This window comes from Chryseobacterium elymi (assembly GCF_003385495.1).
Classification (GTDB): Bacteria; Bacteroidota; Bacteroidia; order Flavobacteriales; family Weeksellaceae; genus Chryseobacterium; species Chryseobacterium elymi.
Window position 1 is genome coordinate 138,298 of record NZ_QNUH01000009.1, and the last position, 24,932, is coordinate 163,229.

Consider the following 24,932-nt stretch of genomic DNA (forward strand, 5'->3'; position numbering starts at 1 on the left):
TCATTCTCTCAGAACCGGATGATGTTTTTTGAATCGTTTGCTAGCTCTTCTTTGGTTTAAATTATTTCTGGTACATCCCACAAATCATGATTCCCTTAATATTTTCTCCATTTTCTTTCCCTTCGCCAGCTCATCAATCAGTTTATCCAGATACCGGATATTTCTCATCAATTCATCTTCGATATCTTCCACGCGGTATCCGCAGATGACTCCCTTGATCAGTGAAACATTTGGATTAATCTGTGGGGCCTGTTCAAAGAATGTTTTAAAATCTGTCCTGTTATCTAAAATCTCCTGTAAACTTTTTTCGTCATATCCTGTGAGCCAGAATATAATTTCATGAACTTCGGATTTTGTACGCCCTTTCTTCTCTGCTTTTTGAATATAATGAGGATAAATACTGGCAAAAGAGGTAGTATAAATTCTGGTGTTCTGCATGGCTTTTTAATGAATATTCAACTTAGTAGTATTAATGCTTCCCATTGATTTCTTTAAGAATGTCATCAAGGATGCGGTTAAATTCTTCTGGGTTTTCCAGCATCGGATAGTGGCCTATCCCGGCTATTTCAGTATAATTATAATCTTTTAAATACTTCCGGTTATTCTCTATGTTGGTAGGGAAGTTATCGGAATTGATAGCCCTTACCGGAACCTGAACTTGTGACGCCGCTTCTCTGAAATCTTTTTGATACAAAGGTCTGAGCAGATCAATTGCTTTTTCTGAAGTATTTTGAAGAAACTCATCCTGAAGACTACGTTTTACATCAGATGGCGTTTTTTCCGCAAAAAGATATTGAGGAAGAATATTTTCAACGGCATTTTTAAAATCATTGCGGTAATGCACGAACAAAAATTCTTCAGCCTGGTCTTCTGTGATCGCTTCGTCAAGGTCTTTTACGGTGTCGATCAGGATAAGTGCTTTTACCTGAGGAATTTTTAAAGAAGCTTCAAGAACATAGGCTCCCGACATAGAATGTCCTACAAGGATGATCTCCGAAGAATCTATCTGGTCTGCTACCGCTTTGATATCATCTGCATACAATGCGCTTGTCCATTCTTTTCTGGAAATGTCAGATTTTCCGTGTCCGGCAAGATCCATTTGTACGATATGATATCTGTCCTTGAAATAGTCCTGCTGGCTGTTCCACCATTCTGCATTGCCGAGCCATCCGTGTACAAATAGGATGGAAGGATTTCCCTGTCCGCTTTCTTTATAATGAATATTCTGTCCGTCCGAAGACTTTGCATATTTTTCCATGATTAATATATTTTTGTGAGGTTTAATTTATTGGTTTTTGGGTTCGTAGATAAGCTGTACCACTCCTGATCTGAAAACGTTTGTGGTGATCAGTTTCAGCTCCAGCCTTTCTTTCAGGTTTTCAAATAAAGGTTTTCCATTTCCCAAAGCAACGGGATGAACTGAAATTCTGTATACATCAATAAGATCTAAGCTAATAAAGGTTTTAATAAGACTTGCTCCGCCATACAGCCAGATATCTTTTCCATCTTGTTTCTTAATTTCAGCTACTTTTTCAGCAATATCAGAGCTGATAAAAATTGCTCCTGGATCTTTTCTGTCCTGTCCTGAAAAAACATATTTATTTTTAGAATGTATGGATCTCCAAAACTCTTTTTCTTCAGGATCAGCAGTTTCTTCCGGCTGATAGGTTCCCCACGAGTCATAACTTACCCGGCCATAAAAGATAGTATCGATACTGTTCAGAAATCCGTCAAAATTCATATCGTCATCCATAATGCACCAATCTGTTTCGCCGTTGGGACCTTCAATGAATCCATCTAAAGTGACAGCCAAATCCAGGATTATTTTTCTCATAGTATAGATTTATCGTTGAATCCCTGTAAAAATACAGAAAAACGCTCTGAAGACCGAACGTTTTGCTTTATAAATAACAAAGAATATTAATGTGTGTAGTAATTTAGGATCTTCCAGCTTTTAACAATTAAATTTACAACAACATCTTCACTTATTTACCGTCTATTGCTTATTTGATGAGTTTCTTGGAATAATTATACACCGATTTATTATACCTCGGCAAATGTGCGGAGAGTGATTCCAGAACTAACGACAATGCTTCTTTATCATTATTGGCTGAGGAAAGCGAAAGCGCCAAAAACGCATTGACGGCATCATCCAGCTCATCAGAATAGTTTTCTTTTTCCTCTCTCAGTATTTCTATGCTTTCGTAGAATTTTCCATTATTCCGTAATGTACTTGCCAGCTGAATTCTGGCTCTTCTTCTCCGCAATCCTGCAAGACCCAGGCCTAAAGCAGATCTGTAAAGAGGTTCTGCCTGCTTTTCAAAACCGGTAGAATCGTAGGCGCAAGCTCTTTCGAAATCTGCAATGGCAGGATGATCATCAGAGATCTTATCTGTATGCAGTTTTATTTTTTCAATAAAATCATCATTGGGTATTTTTCCCAGCTGATTCCATATTGTTGTTAATTCTTCCTCCCAGAGTTCAGGATCTGTCATGTTTAGTTAGTATTTTATAATTTAACAATACAGATATTGGATTATTCAGCTATGCTTCAGATGTTGCTTCAGAATTTTTATAGACATTCCAGAAGTTGTAATCAGTCATTGGGGCATCTGTTATCCCGACATTCCGGCCCATGGTTACGATCTGTCCTCTGTGGTATGTTCCATGAATAATCACATGCTGGATATATTCAAATTTTGAAAAGTCACACTGGAACCACTGGGACTCAATTTTTACGTTTTTTGCCAGGTCTTCTTCGGATAAGGTTTCCACGTAATCCATTAATTTTTGGGAGTTGTTTTTTATGCCGGAAAAAATCTCTTCTTTAGTCACTGCAGCAGAAATTTCAGTAAAATCGAAATCGTCATTTTCGGCAATATAAGCCCACCAGTACTGCTGGGTCTGCCAGATGTGATGCAGGGTTGTTAAGATTGTCGGAAAACTTGAAATAACCTCCTGGTTAAGCTGCTCATCAGACTTTGTGGAAAGCCAGTCGATGTATTTATTGACTACCCAATTGTTGTACTGAACACTGTGCGTGATTAATGTTTTTAAATTCATGATGATTAATATTTTGTTAAAGGTTTTGGTGATATAAAAATAAATAAAATATTAACTGAATTTTATAAAATATAATATTGACACAAATAACTTAGCGGTAATTTTTTACTTTTATGTTGATTAAATAAACATTTAGTATCCCCATGATCCACCATATAGGAAACTTAAAAATCACATATAAAGTATTAAATCCATCGACGATTTCAAATTTATTGTAAACATTATTTAATTCAATTTTGATAGAAATCATTGGAATAAAAATGAAAAAAAATCCGATTATTATTTTTTTTATTGTATTCAATTTAAGCATTTGCTTTTTGATCAAAACATACAAAATAAGATAAATAATAATTAAAATTAGAAAATCAGAATAATTGAAAAACGTAAAAGGTTCTGCTGGTTCTCTAAAAATATTCTTCATAGTTTCTATCAGTGTAGATACGTATTTTGTTGCTTAGCAAAATAATTTTAATATAAAGGCTCTCCATTTAAGTCCGTAGTGAGCACTTCACTCATATAATCAAAGAAAGGGCGCATGGCCAATAAGGTGAGAACCGCTTCTTTCTGAAAGCTGCCCGATAAAACTTCCTTGTCCGTAAATTTTCGCATCACGACCAATTGTTTTTTCCTGATTAAATCTATAGCTGGGTGGTTTTTATCAAAACCTCTCGGAGCTGTTTTTACAGCATCGCCTTTAATTTCTCCAAAGTATTGTATAAAAGTTTCATCAGAAGTGATCTTTTCAATTTCTATGGTACTGTTTTCAAATTCTTTACGGATGAGGAGCAGGTCTTTAGCCTCAGGTCCCCAAAATCCGCCGCCCACGAAACTGTTATTGGGTTCCAGATGAATATAATATCCTCCTCTCAGCATGGGCTTTGAACGGGAATAGCCAATTCCGAAATTGGTTTTGTACGGAGTGGGGTCCTTGGAAAAGCGGACGTCCCGATAAATTCTGAAAATATGGATTCTCTTTAAATTATCGTATCCCTGAAGTTCGGTATAAATCTGATTGAAAAAAACTTTGTTTGCTTTTACCACTGAATCATATTCCGCTTTGTGCTGAGTAAACCATTCACGGTTATTGTTTTTTTCTAAGTGTTTTAGGAATTCAAAGGTTTTTTTCATAGTGTCTTTCATACAGTTTTGTTTTTTCCAGTCCGTGATTATTGATTCTAATAGTTGGAGAATTTAATTGCCAATCTGGGAGATGATTATACATTTCATTGGTTAGCTTTTCGATTCCGGGTGTATGCTTATTGAATTCATAACTCGTATTGTCGGTAATTATTTCAAGACCTGTTTCTTTTTTATGATTTGAAATTGGAATACTAAATGAATATACTGAAATAATGTCATCCCACTTTATAAGTTCTAACAAGTTATTTTGCCTATGGTAGAATCCTTCACTTGTACATTGGAAATCTCCATCATATTTTTCTAATTGATCGGTTTCTTTTTCAACGGAATCATAATTTTCTTGATCACTTGGGAAATATATTTTTGCTCCTGAAAAACAGATAGCAACAAAACAGGTGAAAATAATAAGATAAGATATTCCTTCGCTGTCAAAAACAGGATAGTTAAGAAAAATCAATACTAAAATGATACAGCTTATTATAATTATTTTTTTCAAATGCGGTTCAATTATTATAATTGTTAATTAGCCTTCTCAATAATAAAACCATGTGACCGCAGATATTCATCAAGCTCAACATCAAAAGGAATTACAAAATTATTATCCAGATCAAACATGCCACTTTCGCCGTCCGAAGATTCTAAAAATCCCAGCATCCTGGACTGTGTTTGTTCTTTGGCATTTCTCCAGCAGTTCATTAAGAAGTCAGTTTCCAGACCGAACTGGTTTTCCCAGTAATGAGCATAATCCAAATGATTATTTTGATCAAGGTAAGAAGAATAATCAATATTATTTTCATTCAGCACCTTTTTGCATAATTCCTGAACATCAATAGGGGAGTAGTCTTCCAATGAATGCTCTTTCAAATGGAGTTCTGCGATCTGAACGGTTTTGTCAGGAGAATAATATTCGTAATTAGGCAATACAATTAAAGAACTTAAAGGACTTGAAGCATTATAATACAAGCTGATCACCTCAATTCTTTTATCATCTTCCCTGAATGTATATTTGGAATTGAAAACATCAACCAGGAATTGGGTGACTGCTTTTTCCCTGGGAAGCAGAAAAGTGTTTTTAAAGGCTTCATCAATTTTTTGTTCTATTTTCTTCATGTCTTGTTCACTTTTTGTGGTTGTAAAAATAAAGAAACCGTTCTGGAAAATAGAACGGTTTTAAATATATTGTAAGGGTTTGTGCGGATACTTTATTTGCAGAGCTGGTTATCTTTACTTTTTCCCTTTCCTTTCAAGAATAATATGCGCTGCATCCAGCATTTTGGTGAGGTGAATGTACGGGCTTATCATATTCCTTTCCGGCAGATTGTCATAGATTCCCAGTGAGAAATAGACCATTCCGGAAATAAAATAATCAAATTCCTTGATGCTGTATTCTTTGAAGGCTTTTTTAAAGACCAACAGAGGATTTTGGTATTCCTTCTCAGAAAGCAAGCCAAGAACCGACGGGGAAACATCTTCCAACTGAATAGTTGCGGTTCTTTTCTTTTCCTGTAGCGCTATGAGGTAGCCTGCACGGATGAATGACCGCATAGCCTGCTGAAAATGAAGGATAACGGACGGATGTTCTTTTATCCAGCTATTTCTTTTTACCGCATAACTTATAATGTCGTTTAGCAACTCTTTGGATGCTGTCAGGTCATTGAGCTTAAAATAATTTTCCATCAGGTGTAAGCCGCAATGTTTCTTACGGCCTTTGCCAAGCCGGGACTGAAGGTCTGTTCTGGTTTTTTTCATGAGTTTGTATTTTTTTACTGTACGATTTTACTGGCCGTAAAGGAGGAAGCCAGCCTGAACTTCCTACCCATACAGCCTAATGAATATGATTGAATTTGTGTTTTTATAAAAGCCCTAAAGCCGCAATGGATTGTACATCCCATTGTAACAGATCATGATACTGTATGTTGTAAAGCAGACTTAGAAAAAAGATGATTGTAGAAAAGCAGAACTGCATAAAATAAAACGGCATGGAACTCTACAATATCCGTCATAGAGGTACTGGTATACCGTGCAACAGATAAGAGAGCCCACGCCTAGGTCGTGAGCTTCATACTTATCATCTTGTTGCTTTAAAAATTACCAGTTTTCTATGACAAGACTCTAAGCAATAGCTTCTATATTTCGTTGAAGTATCGCAAAGCTACATTTATTGTAGCTTATTGTACAAATATAATATAATTTTTGAATTGTAGGTTAATTAAACTACAATTTTTTATTATAAACTTTCCAAATTGCTCTGATAATGGTAATTGCAATGGATAAAATTGAGTTTCGAATAGCTTTTGGTAAAAGAGTTGAAAAATTTAGAAAGAAGATGGGATTAAGCTATCGGGAGTTAGCTCAAAAATGTGATGTAGACCATAGTAATATCAGCAAAATTGAAAAAGGAGAAGTTGATTTAAGGATTTCAACAATACAGGAACTGGCTAAAGGGTTAGAGGTTCATCCTCAAGAATTATTTGATTTTAGAATAGATGAGAAATCCTAGTGAGAGTTAGATAACCTATTATTAGGTATAAAATAACGAAAAAAATAGCAGCTTTTAAATTCAAACGTTTACCTCGCATTTTGTCAATACAATGTTATCTGCAGTTACAATTTTCTTCCTTCTTTCATATAGTCAACTATGTAGTAAATTATTTTTGTGGATAAATTTGTAAATTCTGTTGAATATTCTTGTAGTTGCATTCCAAAGTTATAAATTTCCTCAACGTCGATATTTTCTATTTTATCAGTTAATATCAATGCGTTTTTAGATTTGTGAGCAATTGTATTGTTCCTAATATCACGCAGTTGTTTTTCATTTTCTTTTCTGAAATTAGAAAATTTTTTGTTTATTGCTTTGAATTCTGAAGCGAATTCAGACATTTTATTCTCTGTTAATTCTTTTAAACAATCTCTTCCAATCAAAGTATTTATATTTTCTAAATAATCAATTATCACTGTTGCTAAAACTCTTGCATAAAGTTTTTTTTCACTATTCCTTTCAGAGAGCCTTATTCTTTCTAACATTATAGTCAAATCAATATTTACGACATCAGAAAATATGCATAAATTCAAAAAATTATCGTGTTTATGATATTTGTAACCATTAAAATCTCTCAAAATTTTTGACATTTGCTCTATACTTTCTTGTGAAGAAATTAGATTGTCATTTATAGCTTTTTTGACTTTTTTTCTAGCCTTATTTAATCGAAATTTTTCAAACATTTGATTTTACGAGAATTTGGGAGTTATTGAAGATAACGTTTTGCCGCTTTACATTCGGGCGAGTTTTCGGAATCCCGCTAGCGCACGAATCCTTTCGTATGGTTTAAGTATTATAAATTAAACATTCTAATAATATCTAAAAGCCAAAGCCACACGGTACAATCGTGCGGTAGTGAGGTGATTATATTAATCTTCTACTTTTTCAAAGCAATTATTACATATTTTTTGTTTTATATATGCCAAATGATTAATATCAATAGTTTTTGAACATTTTGAGCATTTAATTCCTTGTCCTGTTTCCAAGTTAAATTTTTCAAAAAAATCGTCTTCTATAGACAGTGAGCGAGTTTCTCTAATATCTTCTATTGTATTAAGATTTGATACTAACTCTGAAAAATCTGTGCTCAAAGTTGTTTTATTGATATCTAAACTAGTATAACTACCATAATCAATTGAATAAACATCATATGTTTTATTTGGGATATGTCTGTGCGAAATTCCTTTTTGCCTCAAGTGTAAAACTCTAAGATCAACCAACTTTTTAATGAATTTATTATCAGAATGTTTTTGAGGCAAAAGAAAGTGTGTTTTCTTTTTTGTTAATATTACTAGATTAACTAATTCTTCAAATAAATGTCGAGTTGTTTTATCTTTATCTATTTCTTCTTTTTTATCCGATGTATACCATTCTGTTGTAGAGTTTCTGATGTTTTTTAGTATAATTCGTTGTGTGACATTATTTCTATTATTATAAGATAAAATAAACAAATTAATAAAATCACGAGGTATACCTGCAGATGCTATTAATATTTCAGCTAGAGCCTGATTTGCAAAGAAATAATTTATAAATCTAATTTCATCAACATTGTTAAATAAAGTATTGTCAATTTCTTTTAAATGGTTTATTAGAAGTTCATTATAAAAATTTTTTGTTCCCACTTTATCTATTTCATAAATATATCTATTGTCAAGTGTAATAGGGAAAATATCCCCACCTTCCTCTAACCCGATCTTTAAATCATTATGGATTGTCTCTCTAAACTTTGATCGATATGGTATAGCTGCAACTTTAAAAGTATAATTTGAGCTTATAAATACTCTTTTAATTAGCTCAGAGAGATATGGTTGTAAATCTAATGGAATTTCTGACCATTCATCCAATAAGAATACAATTTTTGTATCATTAAGTTCAAGAGATAAATCTTCTAATAATTTTGATATTTCATTAAAGGATAAATATTGTACGTTCGTTTCAATAAAATTATTTTTCTGCTCTTGTTTTCCATCAACTGTGAATTCTGGACTCGTATTTAATTTAAGACTTCCTGAAATATTTTTTATTTCTTCTTTATTAAATTCTACAGAGCCTAATCTTTTAAACTCTCTACCATTAAATTCAACATTTAGCCTACCTAGAATATTTTTAAGTTTTTCAATTCTAGAATTTTCGAATGAATTAAAACCTCCATATTCACTTATATCATATATATACTTTAAATTATTTATAAGTATGTCAATTAAATCATTGATTATTGCTTGAAATATTAATACAGATGACTCAACATTTATACTACTAGAACTCGTAAATAAAGGTAAATATGTTCTTAAATCTAGATAAATTGGAAATCTTTTAGATGCATTAGGATTATTACTTTCAAAAATTAAACGCTGAAATGCGTATAATAGATGTGTTTTACCTGTACCTCTACGACCATAAATTATTTGATTATTATGATTGTTTAGTCTATCTATAATGGATTTATCTGCATAGATATTTAACAAGTTTTCTACTGTGCTTCTTTCAGTACGAATATTATTTGCAAGTTTATTAATTGCATTTTTAACTTGTTGTGAATTTATAAAGTCTATTTCACTCATTTTTAATTTATGTACTATTCTAAAAGCTAAACTTATATATTCATATATTTCTCAGCTTCTCATTAGTTTTTGATAAGTTATGTAATATTTTTTTGCTAAAAAAAGATATTATTACAATATTTTATTATGGAAAACCATAAAACAAAAAACCTCTATAATAGAACGTTTAGTATATGAAATTGTCTCAACGACACATCATTCTTGGCATTCCACTCCCATTGGCATAGCTGGTTTAGCTCTTTTCACTTTAGTGATCTGCTTTAATCATGCAAACACATGCTCTATTTTGAAGATTTATATTTTTTATTCAATGCTTTCTGTAGTATCCATTGTACAGCAGTATCAACAGGGGCTATATCATTGCTGGAAGAAGTATTGTGCCCCAGTTTAGAAAAAGAAATATATTCGAAAGGTTTTCCTTGTGCTTTAAGGGTGTTCAATTGTTCTATACACAACTTTACCGGAATCTGTATGTCTTTTTCACCAAAAAGCCAAAGCCCGGGAATTGAAAGGGTACTCAGATAGGTTTTTGGGTCAGTCGCTGCAAATTGGTACCTGTCCGGATCATTTTTGGTATGTTCAATGGCATCTGCTTCTGTATGATTTTCCCAAAAACTATTGTTTCCATTGGTATAAAACTGAAATCGAAGTTGTTCCAGAGTGGTAATGGTAGGCCCGCTAAATAAAACCATAAATTCAATTTGTGGATTTTTGCTTGCAGCCATCGGGATGATCCATCCTGCCTGGCTAAATCCGACTAATCCAATAGGTGTTTTTTTATCTTTCAAATAAGTTCGAAATGTTTTTACTGCTGCATTGGCATCGTGAGCCAATAAAGTAAGATTAGCAGTGTCAATATTATTGGTGCCAACAGATGGCCCTACATATACACCACCAGATTCTCCAACTCCACGTTTGTCGTAGGTGAATACAGCAATGCCTTCTTTGGCAAGACGTTTTGCGAATTCCATTTCTCTTTTTACCGGATCAGATCCGTGAACAATGACCACTGCGGCAAACGGTTTTTTAGGTTGTAAAACTGAACCTGCGAGAGTGATGCCCTGGCTTTCAAACTTTACATCCTGAATGGTAAAGTCGGCCGATTGTGAAAATACCATTTGTGGTAAAGCTATTAATAATAGCGAAATATATACGTTAGAAAAAAAGTTGATTTTCATGGGGTTACAGTTACTCATCAAATATAATAAAAAACCGCCCTATACAATAGAGCGGTTAGTATATTAATTTGCCTCGGTCGCTGACCGTTACATCACTCCCGGCATTCCACCTCCCATTGGCATAGCTGGTTCGTCTTTTTTCACTTCAGTGATTACACATTCAGTTGTAAGAAGCATTCCAGAAACAAAAGCTGCATTTTCAAGGGCAATTTTTTAAACCTCACATTTTGCAAATATAATTTTATCTGTAATGGTTTTATTCCTTGAATTTGGAATTACCGAAAGCATTAAGTAATTCTTTAAGTTCGGGAGTTTCTTTGACATAGAAAACTGTGAAATTTGCATTATAACCGTTTATTGTTGAACTATAAATAATAAAATTTTGTGAAATATTATTTTCCAAATTCATTTTTATAGAGGTTTTGTAGAATTTTATTCCATCTATTTTTTCCTCGGAAATCTGTTTTATGAATTTTGCTTCGGATCTTGTTTTTTTTAGTGATTCAATTAGTTGTTCATTATTTTTATTTACAGTTTCAATTTGAATAATCTTATCTGTAGATTTATTTTTTTCATAAGACACCATAAAGAAAGTATAGTTTTTACCTTGAAATTTAACTTCTACCGGTTTTTCAGTTTTCTCTTTCTTTTTATCAATTTCGATTTTATTTTTTGCTTCAACAATTTGAACTTCCTTTTTAATTTGTTCCATATTGCTAAAATCATTTGGTAAATTTATACTCCAACCAAGCTTTTCAATTTCAAACAATTTTGTTGATTGAGCATTATAATGATAGGTTGTGAAAATTGATAGTATAAATGCTAAAATATTGAATTTCATTTGTTTGTATTTTTTTATAACATTACAGATAACATTCAAATTTAAGCATTACAATAATACACTTATATACAATTGTGCTAATGTTGTTTTTATTATGACTATCTATTTGTTAATCATTAAATTAAATTTACTATTTCCTTACAGACAAACATAATTTAAATAAAAAACCGCTCCACAAAAGTAGAACGGTAGTATACTAATTTGCCTCGGTCGCTGACCATTACATCATTCCTGGCATTCCACCTCCCATTAGCATAGCAGGTTCGTCTTTTTTCACTTCAGTGATCACACATTCTGTTGTAAGAAGCATTCCTGAAACAGAAGTTGCATTTTCAAATATATTTCAGTATATCCTTGTCTAGGTTTTAAACCTTGACAAGGATTCCAATCTAGACGCCTTGCTTTAAATTTACAGATAAAAAAACCGTTCCACAAAAAGTAGAACGGTAGTATACTAATTTGCCTCGGTCGCTGACCGTTACATCATTCCCGGCATTCCACCTCCCATTGGCATAGCTGGCTCGTCTTTTTTCACTTCAGTGATCGCACATTCAGTGGTTAAAAGCATTCCTGAAACAGAAGCTGCGTTTTCGAGGGCAACTCTTGTTACTTTCGTAGGGTCAATGATTCCTGCATCAAGCATGTTTACATACTCGTCAGTTTTCGCATTGTATCTTGTATCAAAAAGGATAGAGTCTGCTTGGAGACAAAAGGTCTGATGATCTATATGGGATTTAAAATAGTATTGGTGTATTTCCAGGGGAATGAATAATAACCAATACCTTTGGTTTCCTGTCCTGATAGAGTCTCAGAGCATTTCGTGATATAATCTGTTATTTTATCAGGACTTTTATCATCTTTCATCAGCGATTGCAAACTTGAAAGCCACGCTGCATTAACGCCTTGTTGATCTTTATGAGCAGCAAGATATTGCTCAACCTGGGTATCAATAGTATTACCAGGAACACCATTTCTTTTTTTATCCTCCGGAGCGCGGCAGATATTTACCGGATTCCAGGTTACAATGGAGAAAAAACCACCAACTTTAGTCTCCGGATCGCTGTCCTCAAAATCAAACATGGGGGCACCTATCTTTTTTCCATAGTTATAGACAAGCTGCATCTATGTATTTTTAATAAAATTTTCGACCTCGGGTAAATTTTTGCAGTTTTTTGCCATATTATCCATCAGAGGATTTAAGATAATATTAAGGGTCTTTTGGGGAACAATATGCCCCTGATGATCATCAACTGCAGCACCAGGCCCATCAATGGTTACTTTTTGATAGATGAAATTTGTTGGTTTTTTCTTACTGTCAAGCTCAAAAGAGTGAAAATGAACGGGTTTTTGCACACGATAAATGGGATTGTAGCCGTGTATTCTGTCATTATCTCCTGCCATAATAATTGTGTTTTAATATTTTACCTACTCTATACAGTTTTCGGTATACCTGTTTAAGAAAAGAATGTTTGTTTGGGAACTTTTATTTCTGTAAAATTAAACGAATGTAAGCGTTGAAAATACCGTATTTATTACCCAAAATGAATTTAAGTATTTCTACTAATTGTGAAATATGTTAATAGAAAAATACTTTCTTGCTCATGTGAGACTTTTCTGTTTCAAACAGTTGATACAAAAAAAACCGCTCCACAAAAGTAGAACGGTAGTATACTAATTTGCCTCGGTCGCTGACCATTACATTATTCCTGGCATTCCATCACCCATTGACATAGCTGGTTCGTCTTTTTTCACTTCAGTGATTACACATTCAGGCAACTCTTGTTACTTTGGCAGGGGGCTATGATCCCCGTTTCAAGCATATGAACATTTAATATTATAGAGATGAAATAAAGGTAAAGACTTATTATTTGCGGTGCTTTTATCATTCAATAGGTTCCCAGCTTTTATATTCAAACCATTGTTCTTTATTACGTTTTATTTTTTTTATGATTCTTTTTTGGGAACTGCTTGACCTTTTAGTTTTCGGATTATAAATTATATCTCCATCATTGTCATAATAGACAATTCCTTTTTTGTCGCAAGTTTCAATAATTTTCACTTTAATGAGAAAGTCTTTTTTATTACGTTCTGTAATTACTCCTTTTGCAGTACAAGTTCCATTATCATAGTTATCTTCTTGTTCTTTACTTACAAATCCTTTTGGATAGTTAAATTCCAGTGTATTTCCAATTTTATATTTTGAAAAGTTTTCTATTTTTCTTTTCTGTTCCGTTTTTTTAGAATTCTCCCAATAATCCTGATAGTATTTTATCTGCTCTTCGAGTTTAATCTCTCTGTTGTTTAAATGTCTGTGATAACTTAACAAGATAATTCCCGACATATCATCCGGATGGTAAATGTTTAAATTATTAAAGTATTTTGATAGCCTTGAGCCTCCCCAAAGTTGCCAGTTATTTCTCAACCACATTCCAAATCCTAAGTGAACTTTTCCAGTAAATTCGTTTTCTTCCCAGGTTCTAACTTTTGCTTTTATACTATCATTCCAGAATATATTGATCTGAACAAAGCAATCCTCCAAGTCTTTGGGAATGTATACTTTGTTAATAGTATCCGTTATATATTTTATCTTGTTTTTATCATCTAGTTGTTTTTGAAGTTTAATATACTTGTTAAGTATATCTTTTTCTTTTATTTTATCATTTACAAGATATTGTTTAAAACTATATAGCAAGACTTCAGAGTGATGATCAAAAATTTCTTTTTTATCTAAATATTTAGTGATTTTTGGATTGCCATTTTCACTTGTCCAGTTAAAAATTGTTCTATAGTCTTTATATGGTTTTGTCTTTGCAAATGGATAAACAGTAAAAATTAAACTATCTTGATGAGTATTTTTAATTTGTACTTTAATACTATCTGGACAGTCTTTATCTAAATACATTACAACTTGCTTTAAGTTTTTGGGTAATTTATTTTGTGCAAATACATTTAATTGTGCTAAAAATAAGATAGTGCTTACTAGGAATATTTTTTTCATGATGTTGTAGATGATTCAAATCTACGAATTACAGAAATATTATGTGCGTTTAATTATACTAACATTATTATAATAATACAAAAAAAACTACCCTATACAATAGAGCGGTTAGTATATTGAATTTTCTCAGCGACTCGCTACTACATCATTCCCGGCATTCCACCACCCATTGGCATAGCTGGTTCTGCGCTCTTCACTTCAGTGATTACACATTCAGTGGTAAGAAGCATTCCGGAAACAGAAGCTGCATTTTCAAATATATTTCAGTATATCCTTGTCAAGGTTTTAAACCTTGACAAGGATTCCAATCTAGATGCCTTGCTTTAAATTTACAGATAAAAAAACCGTTCCACAAAAAGTAGAACGGTTAGTATATTAAATTGTCTCAGCGACACGCTGTTACATCATTCCCGGCATTCCACCACCCATTGGCATAGCAGGTTCGTCTTTTTTTACTTCAGTGATCACACATTCTGTTGTAAGAAGCATTCCTGAAACAGAAGCTGCATTTTCAAGGGCAACTCTTGTTACTTTCGTAGGGTCAATGATTCCTGCTTCAAGCATGTTCACATACTCGTCAGTTTTAGCATTGTATCCGAAGTCTCCTGTACCTTCCGCAACTTTCGCTACGATTACAGAACCTTCACCGCCTGCATTGGCAACGATTTGTCTTAATGGCTCCTCGATCGCTCTTTTCACGATTTTGATACCGGTAGTTTCGTCAGAATTGATTCCTGTAAGGTTTTCCAAAGCTGAGATTGCTCTTACTAAAGCAACACCACCTCCTGCAACGATACCTTCTTCAACGGCTGCTCTTGTAGCGTGAAGGGCATCATCTACTCTGTCTTTTTTCTCCTTCATTTCAACTTCAGAAGCTGCACCTACGTAAAGTACGGCAACACCACCAGCTAATTTAGCCAGTCTCTCCTGTAGTTTTTCTCTGTCGTAGTCAGAAGTAGTCGTTTCCATCTGAGCTTTGATCTGAGCTACTCTTCCTTTGATTTTAGCTTCGTCACCACCACCGTTTACGATCGTTGTGTTATCTTTATCGATTGTTACTTTCTCAGCAGTTCCAAGCATATCCAGAGAGATGTTTTCCATAGTGAAACCTTGCTCTTCAGAAATAACCTGTCCGCCAGTTAAGATCGCGATATCTTCTAACATTGCTTTTCTTCTGTCTCCGAATCCAGGAGCTTTTACAGCAGCAATTTTAAGAGAACCTCTTAATTTGTTTACCACCAAAGTTGCTAAAGCTTCACCTTCCACTTCTTCAGAAATAATCAATAGAGATTTTCCTCCCTGTGCAATCGGCTCAAGAACCGGAAGCAATTCTTTCATAGAAGAGATTTTCTTCTCTACCAAAAGGATATAAGGATTTTCTACTTCAGCTACCATTTTCTCAGGGTTAGTCACGAAGTAAGGAGACTGGTATCCTCTGTCGAACTGCATACCTTCTACAACATCTACCGTTGTATCGATACCTTTAGCTTCTTCTACAGTGATTACACCTTCTTTACCTACTTTCCCGAAAGCTTCAGCGATAAGAGATCCGATAGTCTCGTCGTTGTTTGCAGAAACCGAAGCTACCTGCTTCACCATTTCTGTAGAATCTCCCACTGTTTTAGACTGAGATTTAAGGTTTTCAACCACAGCAGTTACTGCCTTGTCGATCCCTCTTTTCAGATCCATTGGGTTAGCACCTGCAGCTACGTTCTTAAGACCTTCTCTTACGATAGCCTGTGCCAATACAGTAGCAGTAGTAGTACCGTCTCCTGCGATATCATTAGTTTTGGAAGCCACTTCTTTTACCATCTGCGCTCCCATATTTTCTACTCTGTCTTCAAGTTCGATTTCTTTCGCTACAGAAACACCATCCTTAGTTACGTGAGGAGCCCCGAAAGATTTTTCGATTACTACGTTTCTACCTTTTGGTCCTAAAGTTACTTTTACTGCATTAGCCAATGCATCAACTCCTCTTTTTAAAGCGTCTCTTGATTCAATATCGAATTTTATTTCTTTTGCCATATTGTTTAGCTTTTGGCGAATGGCTTTTAGCTTTTAGCTTTAGCGATTCGCAAGTTTTATTTTTTAATTTGATTTAATTTCCGTTGAGCCTGTTCCAAAGTGTCACAAGCTTCTTTTTTAGTATTGTTAACTCTTCTGAAAGATTTTGATAATCAATCTCGTTAATATAATTTAAATCTCTAGATAGAATTAATTGGTTTTCGGCTTCGTTAGACGACCCTAATGCAATATTGATAAAATTAGCAAATTCTTTATCAGAATTTCTGCCACTTCCTTCCGAAATATTATATCCGATTGAAGCGAATGATCTTCTGATCTGAGAGGTCAATCCAAAAATCTCTTCTTTAGGGAAGTTTTTGGTTGATTTATAAACTTTTAAAGTTAATTGATGACTCAATTGCCAAACTTCAAATTTCTTAAAATCTCTCATAGTAGTTTGCTTAATCTCTATTGCAATAAGCTAGGAGCCAAAAGCCAGAAGCTTACAGTTACCCGATTACTCCTAAAAGATCCCCCTCTTTTACAATTAAGAAATCTTTTCCGTCTAATTTCAATTCAGAACCTGAATATTTTCCATAAAGAACTTTGTCACCTACCTGAACAGTTGTAGGCTCATCTTTTTTCCCTGGACCTACTGCTACTACTGTACCTTCCTGTGGTTTTTCTTTTGCGGTGTCCGGAATAATAATACCTGAAGCTGTTTTAGTTTCTGCAGCGATCGGCTCGATCAAAACTCTGTCTGCTAATGGTTTAAAGTTTACTGACATAATATATTTATTTTTAATTAATTCTCCGTTATAATTCTCTAAATGTATGCCATGAGAGATCTGTGGATGAAATGGCAGAATTTTATTACTCAGTGTGAAAATTTGGCAGAAAAATGGAAAAAAATAAAGCCGGAAACTTCCGGCTTTGGTATTTAACTCTAATAATTAGGTGGATTAAGGGCAGTGCTGTCCCGGCCCGATCCATAAAGTACATCTTCCCTGTTCGTCCCATTCGCAGCAAACAGCTCTCGCTGCACCTCCGATAATAGATTTCTGAGCGTCTCTGCTTAATGATTTAGCATTTTTCATAAATAATAATGTGTTGGTTTTACATTCCCGAACATTTAATGTCAATCAGGATTTTTGACGATTGATGTGATAAGTGTACATCAAAGATAAAAAAATATGATCAGATTATACACTGTTTGTAGATTTATTCAAGTCCAATTGAGGGGTGCACAAAGTTCTTCCGGGTGATATGCAGGTAATTAAGAAGGTTGTTTCAAATTTGAAACAACCTTTTTAAGTTTTTATGATTTCTTTCCGGCGGCCTGCATTGGATTTACTTTTCCGTTGGATCCTCCTCTTACCGTACCGGCTCCCTGCTTTTGCTTAAACAGTTGGAATTTTGAGACCTGGCTGTCTGTCCCGGCGCTGCTCCATAGATTGTTGGAAGTATCGATATCTGCAGTTTCCCTCATGGGGTCAAGCTGTATCGACTTGATTTTTTTATCAAAATAATACGTCTTGGAAACCTTCTTTTCATTCTGTCTCCAGATCTGTGCAGACGACTTATCATACAGTTTTGTTCCGTCTTCAAAAGTAAATTCAAGAATGATAGGCATTACAAGTCCTCCTTTATTGACAAAGTCGATCTGGTAGCCTGTAAGATTTTTGAATTTTTCTTTATCTCTGGCATCCAGAGGAATACCGGCTTCCGTTTTTACAGTATATTCTTTACCAGCATCTATTTTCTCCTGGCCTCTGTCATATCGGTAATAAAAATCCTGTAGGTCCTTATCCTGATCTACATAGAATGTGATATTTTTATCCTCTTTATTTCTGATCTTTGAAATATCTTCAAATGAGTTCTGAATTGGTTCTTCTACTTTATATTTTATTTCTTTGGCTGTTTTTGGTGGAGTGTTGAGATCCGGAACTGCCACAGTGACTTTATCAATAGCGATATCTACAGGATCCGTTCCGTAGAACCATCCTCTCCAGAACCAGTCGAGATCCTCACCGCTGGCATCTTCCATAGTACGGAAGAAGTCTGCAGGTTCAGGATGTTTGAATGCCCATCTTTTTGCATACGTTTTAAAAGCTTTATCAAATAACTCTCTTCCCATGATTGTCTCACGAAGAATATTTAATCCGGTGGCCGGTTTTGAGTATGCGTTCGGGCCGAACTGAATAATATTTTCGGAGTTACTCATGATGGGTTCCAGCTGATCTTTAGGGAGCTTCATATAATCTGTAATCGTCCATGCAGGGCCTCTTTTTGAAGGGAATTTATTATCCCACTTCTCTTCCGTAAGATATTCCGTAAATGTATTCAATCCCTCATCCATCCAGCTCCACTGTCTTTCATCAGAGTTGATGATCATCGGGAAGAAATTGTGGCCAACCTCATGAATCACAACCCCGATCATTCCGTTTTTAGTTCCCTCAGAATAAGTTCCGTCCTTTTCCGTTCTTCCAAAATTGAAACAGATCATAGGGTACTCCATTCCGTTGGCCGCCTCTACAGACTGTGCTACAGGATATGGATAAGGTATAGTGAATTCAGAATAGGTTTTAATGGTGTGGGCAACTGCTTTTGTAGAATATTTTCTATAAAGACCATAGGCTTCTTTTGGGTAGAAGCTCATGGCCATCACTTTATTGTTGTTTTCAGGAATTGTAACACGCATTCCGTCCCAGACAAATTTTCTGGATGAGGTCCACGCGAAATCCCTTACATCATTGGCCTCGAAATTCCACGTTTTTCTTTGTTTAGAATGATTTTTTTCAGCTTTTTTCGCTTCATCCAGTGTTACAATTTCTATGGGTTCAGCAGCACTTTCAGCCTTTCGGTATCTTGCCATCTGGTCTGAAGTTAAAACCTGCTCATAATTTTTACATTCGCCGGTTCCGCCTACAATATGATCTGCCGGTACATTCATTGAAACTTTAAAATTTCCGAATACCAATGCAAATTCACCACGCCCTGTGAACTGGTGGTTCTGCCATCCGTGAAAATCACTGTATACACACATTCTCGGATACCATTGCGTGATAGTGTACAGATCGTTTCCGTCTTCAGCAAAATTTTCATAGCCACCACGGCCACCCATTTTTATTCTGTTAGGAATATTATAGTTCCAGTTTATTTTGAAGATCAGCTTTTCTCCTTTCTTTAATACTTTTGGCAGATCAATACGCATCATCGTCTTATTCACTGTATATTTCAGTGGATTACCTGAAGCATCCGTCACCTTCTCCAGATTTACACCATAGCCGTTGTCTTTTTCAGGCAGTTCGGTCACTTTCAGCTGCTGATCGTTAGTAGAGGCAGGAAGAGTAGAGGGAAATTCAAAACCGGCATTTTTTACAGTGGATTGTTGATTTTCATCCAACTGAAGCCAGATGTAATCCAGATCATCCGGAGAATTGTTGTAATAAGTGATGGTTTCTGATCCTTTCAGATTTCTTTTATCTTCATCAAGATAAGCTGTGATATCATAATCAGCCCTGTTCTGCCAATATCCCTGGCCGGGAGCCCCGGAAGCCGTTCTGTAAATATTAGGTGTGGGAAGAATAGTCCCGAGCTGCTCGAATCTGTTTCCGTGGTTACTTCCAGGATTATTCTGAATATTTTGTGCGGTGAAGCCTGTATATGCAAATACAGAAAATGAAAGTAGTGTTGCTTTTAATTTCATTACCGGATTGATTTAATAGTTATCAAAGATAATAATAAGTCGTTGAAAAATTAAAAATGTTTCAACGTTAAAAAGGAATTCTTTCTAAAGTCATTTTTAAAGCCAATGCAAATACGCCGGAAGATACGAACAGGATCCAGTCTTTTTTGTTAACCTTAAAAATACTCAGTAAAATAAATAAAAGGATAAGAATACCCAAGACAATAACAATCTGTCCCAATTCAAGACCTATGTTAAAGCCTAATAACGGAATGGTGATACTCTGGCTTTTGGTGATCATCACTCTTGCTGTATTTGCAAAACCCATTCCATGGATAAGGCCAAAAAGGGCTGCCAGATAATAATTGGCCCGCATCAGGATCTGCTTTTTATTTTTCATAAGGATGTTATCCAGAGACGTAAGGACGATCGTTAAAGGAATCAAAAACTCCACCCAGGCAGAAGGAACTCTGAAAATATCCAGAATACTCAATGCTAATGTGATAGAATGTCCTATTGTAAAAGCGGTCACCAGGAACAGTATTTTTTTCCAGTCACTGTAAGAATATACGGCAATCAGAGCCAGGACAAATAATTGATGGTCCAGCGCATCCGGAGAAATAATATGTTCCCAGCCAAGGTTTAAATAGAAGAGAAAATCCTGCATCATAACGTGAAAATATAATGCGTACGAAAATAATGATTAATTTCGAACAAAATTTTAAAGATCAGGACATATGAAGAATTTATGGCTGTTTTTATTACCGGTATTTTTTTTATTCTCTTTTTCAGAAGCGAAGCATCCTTATCATGTGGGTTCTGTAGAAATTAATTATAATTCTAAATCTAAATCTTTTGAGATTACAGGCCGTTTTTTTCTTGATGATCTGGAAAATGCCTTAGGCAAAAAATATGGAAACTCTTTCCATTTTAATGACGAAAAATATAAAGCCAGACTCAATGAAGCTCTGGAAAAATACTGTGCAGAATATTTCAAATTAAAAGCTGACGGCAAGTTTTTGAGAATAAATTACGTAGGATATGAAGAAGACAGCGAATCAGTGAATGTTTTTCTTGAGTCGGAAACGCTTAATACTCCTAAAAAAGTGGAATCGGCGGTCAGTTTCCTGTACAATCTTTTTGATGATCAGATCAATATTGTTCACATGATTGTGAATGGTGAGAGAAAAAGCGAAAAGCTTACCTATCCCAACCGATATTTATACCGACAGTTTTAATGCATAAGTTTCTCTTTGTCTATTATAAATTTAAACAATATTAAATCACTGATTATTGATTAATAAAATTAATTTGTATCAATGTTTAAATTATTTATAATAATTATTTTTCAATAAATTTGATATTTATGTATTAATAATTTAATTTTAGATATTATTTGTTAATTAATACGTATTATATTTTGTTTTTTGCTTTAAAAAATCTATATTTGTGTATAACGGTTTTGATAATTTTTTTTAATTAATCATTTCTTAAAAGAAAATTTTCACTTAATCATAATCTGTAAATGGAATAAAAAGTCACAAGCTGATTAGGATAAGCGGAACCTAACGAAACAGATTTTTGAATTTTATATTCTAGTTTTTTTGATCAGTTAGGGATTAATAAAAATGATGGATAAAAAGAATGAAGATGCTGAATAGCCGTTTTATACTATAAATTAATGAAATGTGAAAATTCCCACTTATCACATTTAAGGCAGATTCTAATAACACAAATTGTTAAAAAAAAGCACTTACGTTCCCTGTAAGTGTTTTTATCTATGGTCCATTTGAATTATTGCATTGATCCCTTTGACGTGATCAAAAAGATCAGGAAAAAAATTATTATAACACTCCTGAAGGAAAGGTTTATTTTCTAGGAATGCTTCGAAAACAGGAATGTCAGGATTCAGGTATTTTGCTTTATTGAGAACATTGCGCATACTGAACTTAATGCCCCAGTCTTCACGATAATTATACAGCCAGTCATCTTTTTCCATTTTAGCCAACATTACTTTAAAGTTTTCGGGAAGCCATTCTTCATGTTCATTAAGAACCCTGTACACTCTTAAGGAATGGGCTTTCCATTCAGCTAAAGAATTCAGGGAAAGATCAGTAGCCACAAAGTAATCCATGGCAACATCTACAAATGCACCTGCATAAAGCCTGACTAAAGGAGAGAAAGCCTTTTTAGCTTCATGAATTGCGGGATGAGAATCTGTGAATGTATCCACGGCCCGGTGTATTGTAATTCCATCCTGAATATCCTTAGGAAAGGAATAGCGGTCTTTGTTCCGGATAAAATCTTCAAGAAACTGTCCTACAATCTGTCCGTCGGAAAAAGAGAGAAAGGAATGTGCAAGATAATTCATAGATTAAAGATAGAGATTAAATATGAATGATGAATAATCAATCCGCTTTGTCCATCATTTAATGACCTGTGAAAGCTGTTTTAAAAGATCCTTTCGTGGAAATCCTCAATTTTGCTCACTTCCTCAATTTTAATTCCAAATTTTCTTTTCGGTATTTTGTTAAGATTCGATACAAATATTTTTTCGTAACCTAGTTTTTCAGCTTCTGTAATTCTCTGTTCCACCTGTGCTATTGGCCGGATCTCACCACTTAATCCGATTTCACCTGCAAAGCAGTAATGCTCGGAAATAGCAATATCTTCATTGGACGACAGGATAGAGGCTACCACGGCAAGATCCAATGCCGGATCGTCCGTTTTTATACCTCCGGTAATATTTAAAAAGACATCCTTAGCCCCAAGCTGGAATCCTGCACGCTTTTCCAGAACAGCCAGAAGCATATTCAGTCTTTTAGCATCAAATCCGGTAGAGCTTCTCTGCGGAGTCCCGTAAACAGCTGTACTCACCAATGCCTGTATTTCCAGAAGCATCGGGCGGTTTCCTTCCAGAGTTACTGCCACGGAATTGCCGGAAAGCTCCTCAAATTTCTTAGTGATAAGGATTTCGGAAGGATTTCTGATTTCTTTTAAACCCTGTGAAACCATTTCATAAATACCAATCTCGGAAGTAGATCCGAAACGGTTTTTATTGGCTCTCAGCAGTCTGAAAAGATGGTTTCTGTCACCATCGAAATTTAAAACCACATCTACCATATGTTCCAGTACTTTTGGCCCGGCAATCTGGCCGTCTTTCGTGATATGGCCTACAAGGAATACTGGGGTATTATTCTCTTTTGCAAATTTTATAATTTCATTCGAACATTCCCTGATCTGGGAAACGGTTCCGGGTGAACTTTCAATTAACTGAGACTGTAAAGTTTGGATAGAATCGATGATTATGAAATCCGGTTCCAATTTTTTCGCTTCGTGAAGGATCTTTTCCAGTGACGTTTCAGTAAAGAGAAAACAGTTGGGGTTCTGAACATCTGTTAGTCGGTCCGCTCTCATCTTGATTTGTGAAGCACTTTCCTCCCCGGAAACATAAAAAATTTTTTTCTTCATCTTTAAGGCCAGCTGAAGCAAAAGAGTAGATTTCCCGATTCCGGGTTCACCACCGATTAACGTTACTGAACCCAGTACAATGCCTCCGCCAAGAACACGGTTTAGCTCCTCAGAAGGTGTTTTTATTCTCGGTTCTTCGCTGGTTTCAACTTCAATAATGTTGATGACGTGCTGTTTAGATTTTGAAAATGGTGGAGTTTTGGATGAAGTTTTTTCTACGACTTCCTCCACAAGGGTATTCCATTCTCCACAGTTTTTGCACTGTCCCATCCATTGGGAATATTGGGTTCCGCAGTTTTGACAGAAATATGCTGTTTTCAGTTTTGCCATACTGCGAAGTTAAAAAAAATGAATGTCCTTTCAGAATTTTAATTAATTTCCAAACATGAAAAATATTATAATGAGAAGCTTGGTCATATTTATTGTGATGAGTCTTCTTAATGCCCAATTCAGCGAATGGACATTACATTTTTTAAAAGAAAAATCAGACGGAATTGCCCTGGTGCCAATTGGGGTTTTAGTGGAATGTATTATCGTAACAATTGTCAGTTTTATTACGATATTAATCTTCAGAAAGAATTATAATTCAGTTTTAAAAATTGTGGCTTTATTTGAAATCATTTATTTACTCACATTAATTATTTCTGGAACGAACCCCTTTGCCTATTTTTCAAATAAAACAGATGTGGGGCTTCTTGCTTTATTCCTTTATGTTAATTCACTCGTTGTATTTCTGATCATATTTGTCTTCAACTTGTTATATTCTAAGATAATTTCATCTAAAAATTAAAAACTAACCTACATCAAGAACAGGATAATCAATATGTATTATCTTTACTCAACTAAAATTAATTTATTATGAAAAAAGTATTTTTATCTTTCGTTTTCATGCTGTTAAGCGTCCTGAGCTTTGCACAAACAGAGTGGGCAGTTGATCCTATGCATTCTTCGGTAAACTTTAATATCAAACATATGGGGATTAACTTTGTGCAGGGACGCTTTGATACATTTAAAGGAAGAGTAACAACTGAAGGGGCCAATTTAGATAATGGCGTTTTTGATTTTGGGGTAGAGGTGAACTCTATTAACACAGGAGTAGAAATGAGAGATAAGCACCTTAAAAGTGCTGATTTTTTTGACGCAGATAAATATCCGGCAATAAGCTTTCACAGCACTTCCATTACCAAGGACAAAAATAATTCATACATTCTGAAAGGAAACTTGAAAATTAAGGAGACTGTAAAAGAAATAAGTGTTCCCGTAACATTTGGGGGAGTTACTAAAAACCAGCAGGGAAAAGAAGTGATGGGTTTCCAGAGCAAATTCACAGTGAACCGTTTAGATTACGGAATCAAATACGACCCAACCGGCGCAGGTGTAGCTAAAGATGTGGAAGTAAGTCTGTATTTTGAGTTGATAAAACAATAATTTATAATAAATTAAATTTAA

28 protein-coding genes and 1 pseudogene are annotated in these 24,932 nt (G+C 34.6%); 4 read left to right on the top strand and 25 right to left on the bottom strand.

Annotated elements, in window-relative coordinates; genetic code table 11:
* Nucleotides 1-84 precede the first annotated feature (84 nt).
* The 9 genes from DRF60_RS12350 to DRF60_RS12395 all read right to left on the bottom strand — a co-directional run bounded on the left by DRF60_RS12350 (nt 85) and on the right by DRF60_RS12395 (nt 5,952).
* Nucleotides 85-438 carry a DUF2200 domain-containing protein gene (locus tag DRF60_RS12350; protein WP_116012348.1) on the bottom strand — a complete coding sequence of 118 codons (354 nt, stop codon included), beginning with the start codon at nt 436-438 and terminating at the stop codon, nt 85-87.
* A 31-nt stretch (nt 439-469) separates the two neighbouring features.
* Nucleotides 470-1,258, bottom strand: a complete 789-nt coding sequence (locus tag DRF60_RS12355; protein ID WP_116012349.1) for an alpha/beta fold hydrolase — start codon at nt 1,256-1,258, stop codon at nt 470-472.
* A gap of 27 nt (nt 1,259-1,285) precedes the next feature.
* Nucleotides 1,286-1,834, bottom strand: coding sequence for a dihydrofolate reductase family protein (locus tag DRF60_RS12360; protein ID WP_116012350.1), 549 nt, complete (start codon nt 1,832-1,834; stop codon nt 1,286-1,288).
* Nucleotides 1,835-2,003: 169 nt separating this feature from the next.
* Nucleotides 2,004-2,495, bottom strand: a complete 492-nt coding sequence (locus DRF60_RS12365; RefSeq protein WP_116012351.1) for a tetratricopeptide repeat protein — start codon at nt 2,493-2,495, stop codon at nt 2,004-2,006.
* Nucleotides 2,496-2,544: 49 nt separating this feature from the next.
* Complete coding sequence (locus DRF60_RS12370; RefSeq protein ID WP_116012352.1) at nt 2,545-3,063, bottom strand: DinB family protein; 519 nt, start codon at nt 3,061-3,063, stop codon at nt 2,545-2,547.
* Nucleotides 3,064-3,531: 468 nt separating this feature from the next.
* Entirely contained in the window at nt 3,532-4,203 is a 672-nt protein-coding gene (locus tag DRF60_RS12380; RefSeq protein ID WP_116012354.1) for a DUF2461 domain-containing protein, read from the bottom strand.
* Entirely contained in the window at nt 4,175-4,699 is a 525-nt protein-coding gene (locus DRF60_RS12385) for a hypothetical protein (RefSeq protein ID WP_116012355.1), read from the bottom strand. Before DRF60_RS12385 ends, DRF60_RS12380 begins: the two co-directional genes overlap by 29 nt.
* A gap of 23 nt (nt 4,700-4,722) precedes the next feature.
* Nucleotides 4,723-5,313, bottom strand: coding sequence for a hypothetical protein (locus DRF60_RS12390; RefSeq protein WP_116012356.1), 591 nt, complete (start codon nt 5,311-5,313; stop codon nt 4,723-4,725).
* Between the two features lie 114 nt (nt 5,314-5,427).
* Complete coding sequence (locus DRF60_RS12395; protein ID WP_123902679.1) at nt 5,428-5,952, bottom strand: hypothetical protein; 525 nt, start codon at nt 5,950-5,952, stop codon at nt 5,428-5,430.
* A gap of 505 nt (nt 5,953-6,457) precedes the next feature.
* On the opposite strand from DRF60_RS12395, the gene DRF60_RS12400 reads away from it, so the two are divergent.
* Entirely contained in the window at nt 6,458-6,703 is a 246-nt protein-coding gene (locus tag DRF60_RS12400; protein ID WP_116012358.1) for a helix-turn-helix domain-containing protein, read from the top strand.
* Between the two features lie 104 nt (nt 6,704-6,807).
* On the opposite strand, the gene DRF60_RS12405 is transcribed toward DRF60_RS12400, so the two are convergent.
* From DRF60_RS12405 to DRF60_RS12465, 14 genes and pseudogenes are all read right to left on the bottom strand, one after another.
* Nucleotides 6,808-7,425 (bottom strand): hypothetical protein, encoded by a 618-nt coding sequence (locus DRF60_RS12405; protein WP_116012359.1) that lies wholly within the window; start codon nt 7,423-7,425, stop codon nt 6,808-6,810.
* Nucleotides 7,426-7,611: 186 nt separating this feature from the next.
* Nucleotides 7,612-9,303 carry an ORC-CDC6 family AAA ATPase gene (locus tag DRF60_RS12410; protein ID WP_116012360.1) on the bottom strand — a complete coding sequence of 564 codons (1,692 nt, stop codon included), beginning with the start codon at nt 9,301-9,303 and terminating at the stop codon, nt 7,612-7,614.
* A 281-nt stretch (nt 9,304-9,584) separates the two neighbouring features.
* Nucleotides 9,585-10,481: an alpha/beta hydrolase family protein gene (locus tag DRF60_RS12415; RefSeq protein ID WP_116012361.1), complete on the bottom strand. Its 897-nt coding sequence runs from the start codon at nt 10,479-10,481 to the stop codon at nt 9,585-9,587.
* Nucleotides 10,482-10,737: 256 nt separating this feature from the next.
* Nucleotides 10,738-11,322: a hypothetical protein gene (locus DRF60_RS12420; RefSeq protein ID WP_116012362.1), complete on the bottom strand. Its 585-nt coding sequence runs from the start codon at nt 11,320-11,322 to the stop codon at nt 10,738-10,740.
* Nucleotides 11,323-11,800: 478 nt separating this feature from the next.
* Nucleotides 11,801-11,995: pseudogene (gene groEL, locus DRF60_RS12425) on the bottom strand (chaperonin GroEL); the annotation flags it as partial.
* Nucleotides 11,996-12,045: 50 nt separating this feature from the next.
* Nucleotides 12,046-12,444 (bottom strand): hypothetical protein, encoded by a 399-nt coding sequence (locus DRF60_RS12430; RefSeq protein ID WP_116012363.1) that lies wholly within the window; start codon nt 12,442-12,444, stop codon nt 12,046-12,048.
* Complete coding sequence (locus tag DRF60_RS12435) at nt 12,445-12,723, bottom strand: hypothetical protein (protein WP_116012364.1); 279 nt, start codon at nt 12,721-12,723, stop codon at nt 12,445-12,447.
* 481 nt (nt 12,724-13,204) lie between these two features.
* On the bottom strand, nt 13,205-14,320 hold the full coding sequence (locus tag DRF60_RS12440) for a DUF6794 domain-containing protein (RefSeq protein WP_116012365.1): 1,116 nt from the start codon (nt 14,318-14,320) through the stop codon (nt 13,205-13,207).
* 399 nt (nt 14,321-14,719) lie between these two features.
* Complete coding sequence (gene groL, locus DRF60_RS12445; protein WP_116012366.1) at nt 14,720-16,345, bottom strand: chaperonin GroEL; 1,626 nt, start codon at nt 16,343-16,345, stop codon at nt 14,720-14,722.
* A gap of 73 nt (nt 16,346-16,418) precedes the next feature.
* Nucleotides 16,419-16,775: a four helix bundle protein gene (locus DRF60_RS12450; protein WP_116012367.1), complete on the bottom strand. Its 357-nt coding sequence runs from the start codon at nt 16,773-16,775 to the stop codon at nt 16,419-16,421.
* A gap of 58 nt (nt 16,776-16,833) precedes the next feature.
* Nucleotides 16,834-17,112, bottom strand: coding sequence for a co-chaperone GroES (locus tag DRF60_RS12455; protein ID WP_034723531.1), 279 nt, complete (start codon nt 17,110-17,112; stop codon nt 16,834-16,836).
* A gap of 174 nt (nt 17,113-17,286) precedes the next feature.
* Nucleotides 17,287-17,421: a hypothetical protein gene (locus DRF60_RS21790; protein ID WP_262510879.1), complete on the bottom strand. Its 135-nt coding sequence runs from the start codon at nt 17,419-17,421 to the stop codon at nt 17,287-17,289.
* Between the two features lie 221 nt (nt 17,422-17,642).
* The gene (locus DRF60_RS12460) at nt 17,643-20,033 is read right to left on the bottom strand and encodes a M1 family metallopeptidase (protein WP_116012368.1); all 2,391 of its coding nucleotides are present in this window, start codon (nt 20,031-20,033) and stop codon (nt 17,643-17,645) included.
* A 67-nt stretch (nt 20,034-20,100) separates the two neighbouring features.
* Nucleotides 20,101-20,679: a HupE/UreJ family protein gene (locus DRF60_RS12465; protein ID WP_116012389.1), complete on the bottom strand. Its 579-nt coding sequence runs from the start codon at nt 20,677-20,679 to the stop codon at nt 20,101-20,103.
* 70 nt (nt 20,680-20,749) lie between these two features.
* On the opposite strand from DRF60_RS12465, the gene DRF60_RS12470 reads away from it, so the two are divergent.
* Nucleotides 20,750-21,250, top strand: a complete 501-nt coding sequence (locus tag DRF60_RS12470; RefSeq protein WP_116012369.1) for a DUF6702 family protein — start codon at nt 20,750-20,752, stop codon at nt 21,248-21,250.
* Nucleotides 21,251-21,786: 536 nt separating this feature from the next.
* On the opposite strand, the gene DRF60_RS12475 is transcribed toward DRF60_RS12470, so the two are convergent.
* Together DRF60_RS12475 and radA are read right to left on the bottom strand one after the other, a co-directional pair.
* The gene (locus DRF60_RS12475) at nt 21,787-22,383 is read right to left on the bottom strand and encodes an acyl carrier protein phosphodiesterase (protein ID WP_116012370.1); all 597 of its coding nucleotides are present in this window, start codon (nt 22,381-22,383) and stop codon (nt 21,787-21,789) included.
* 80 nt (nt 22,384-22,463) lie between these two features.
* On the bottom strand, nt 22,464-23,813 hold the full coding sequence (gene radA, locus DRF60_RS12480) for a DNA repair protein RadA (RefSeq protein WP_111955249.1): 1,350 nt from the start codon (nt 23,811-23,813) through the stop codon (nt 22,464-22,466).
* A gap of 55 nt (nt 23,814-23,868) precedes the next feature.
* On the opposite strand from radA, the gene DRF60_RS12485 reads away from it, so the two are divergent.
* Together DRF60_RS12485 and DRF60_RS12490 are read left to right on the top strand one after the other, a co-directional pair.
* Entirely contained in the window at nt 23,869-24,273 is a 405-nt protein-coding gene (locus DRF60_RS12485; RefSeq protein ID WP_116012371.1) for a hypothetical protein, read from the top strand.
* 68 nt (nt 24,274-24,341) lie between these two features.
* Complete coding sequence (locus DRF60_RS12490; RefSeq protein ID WP_116012372.1) at nt 24,342-24,911, top strand: YceI family protein; 570 nt, start codon at nt 24,342-24,344, stop codon at nt 24,909-24,911.
* Nucleotides 24,912-24,932 lie beyond the last annotated feature (21 nt).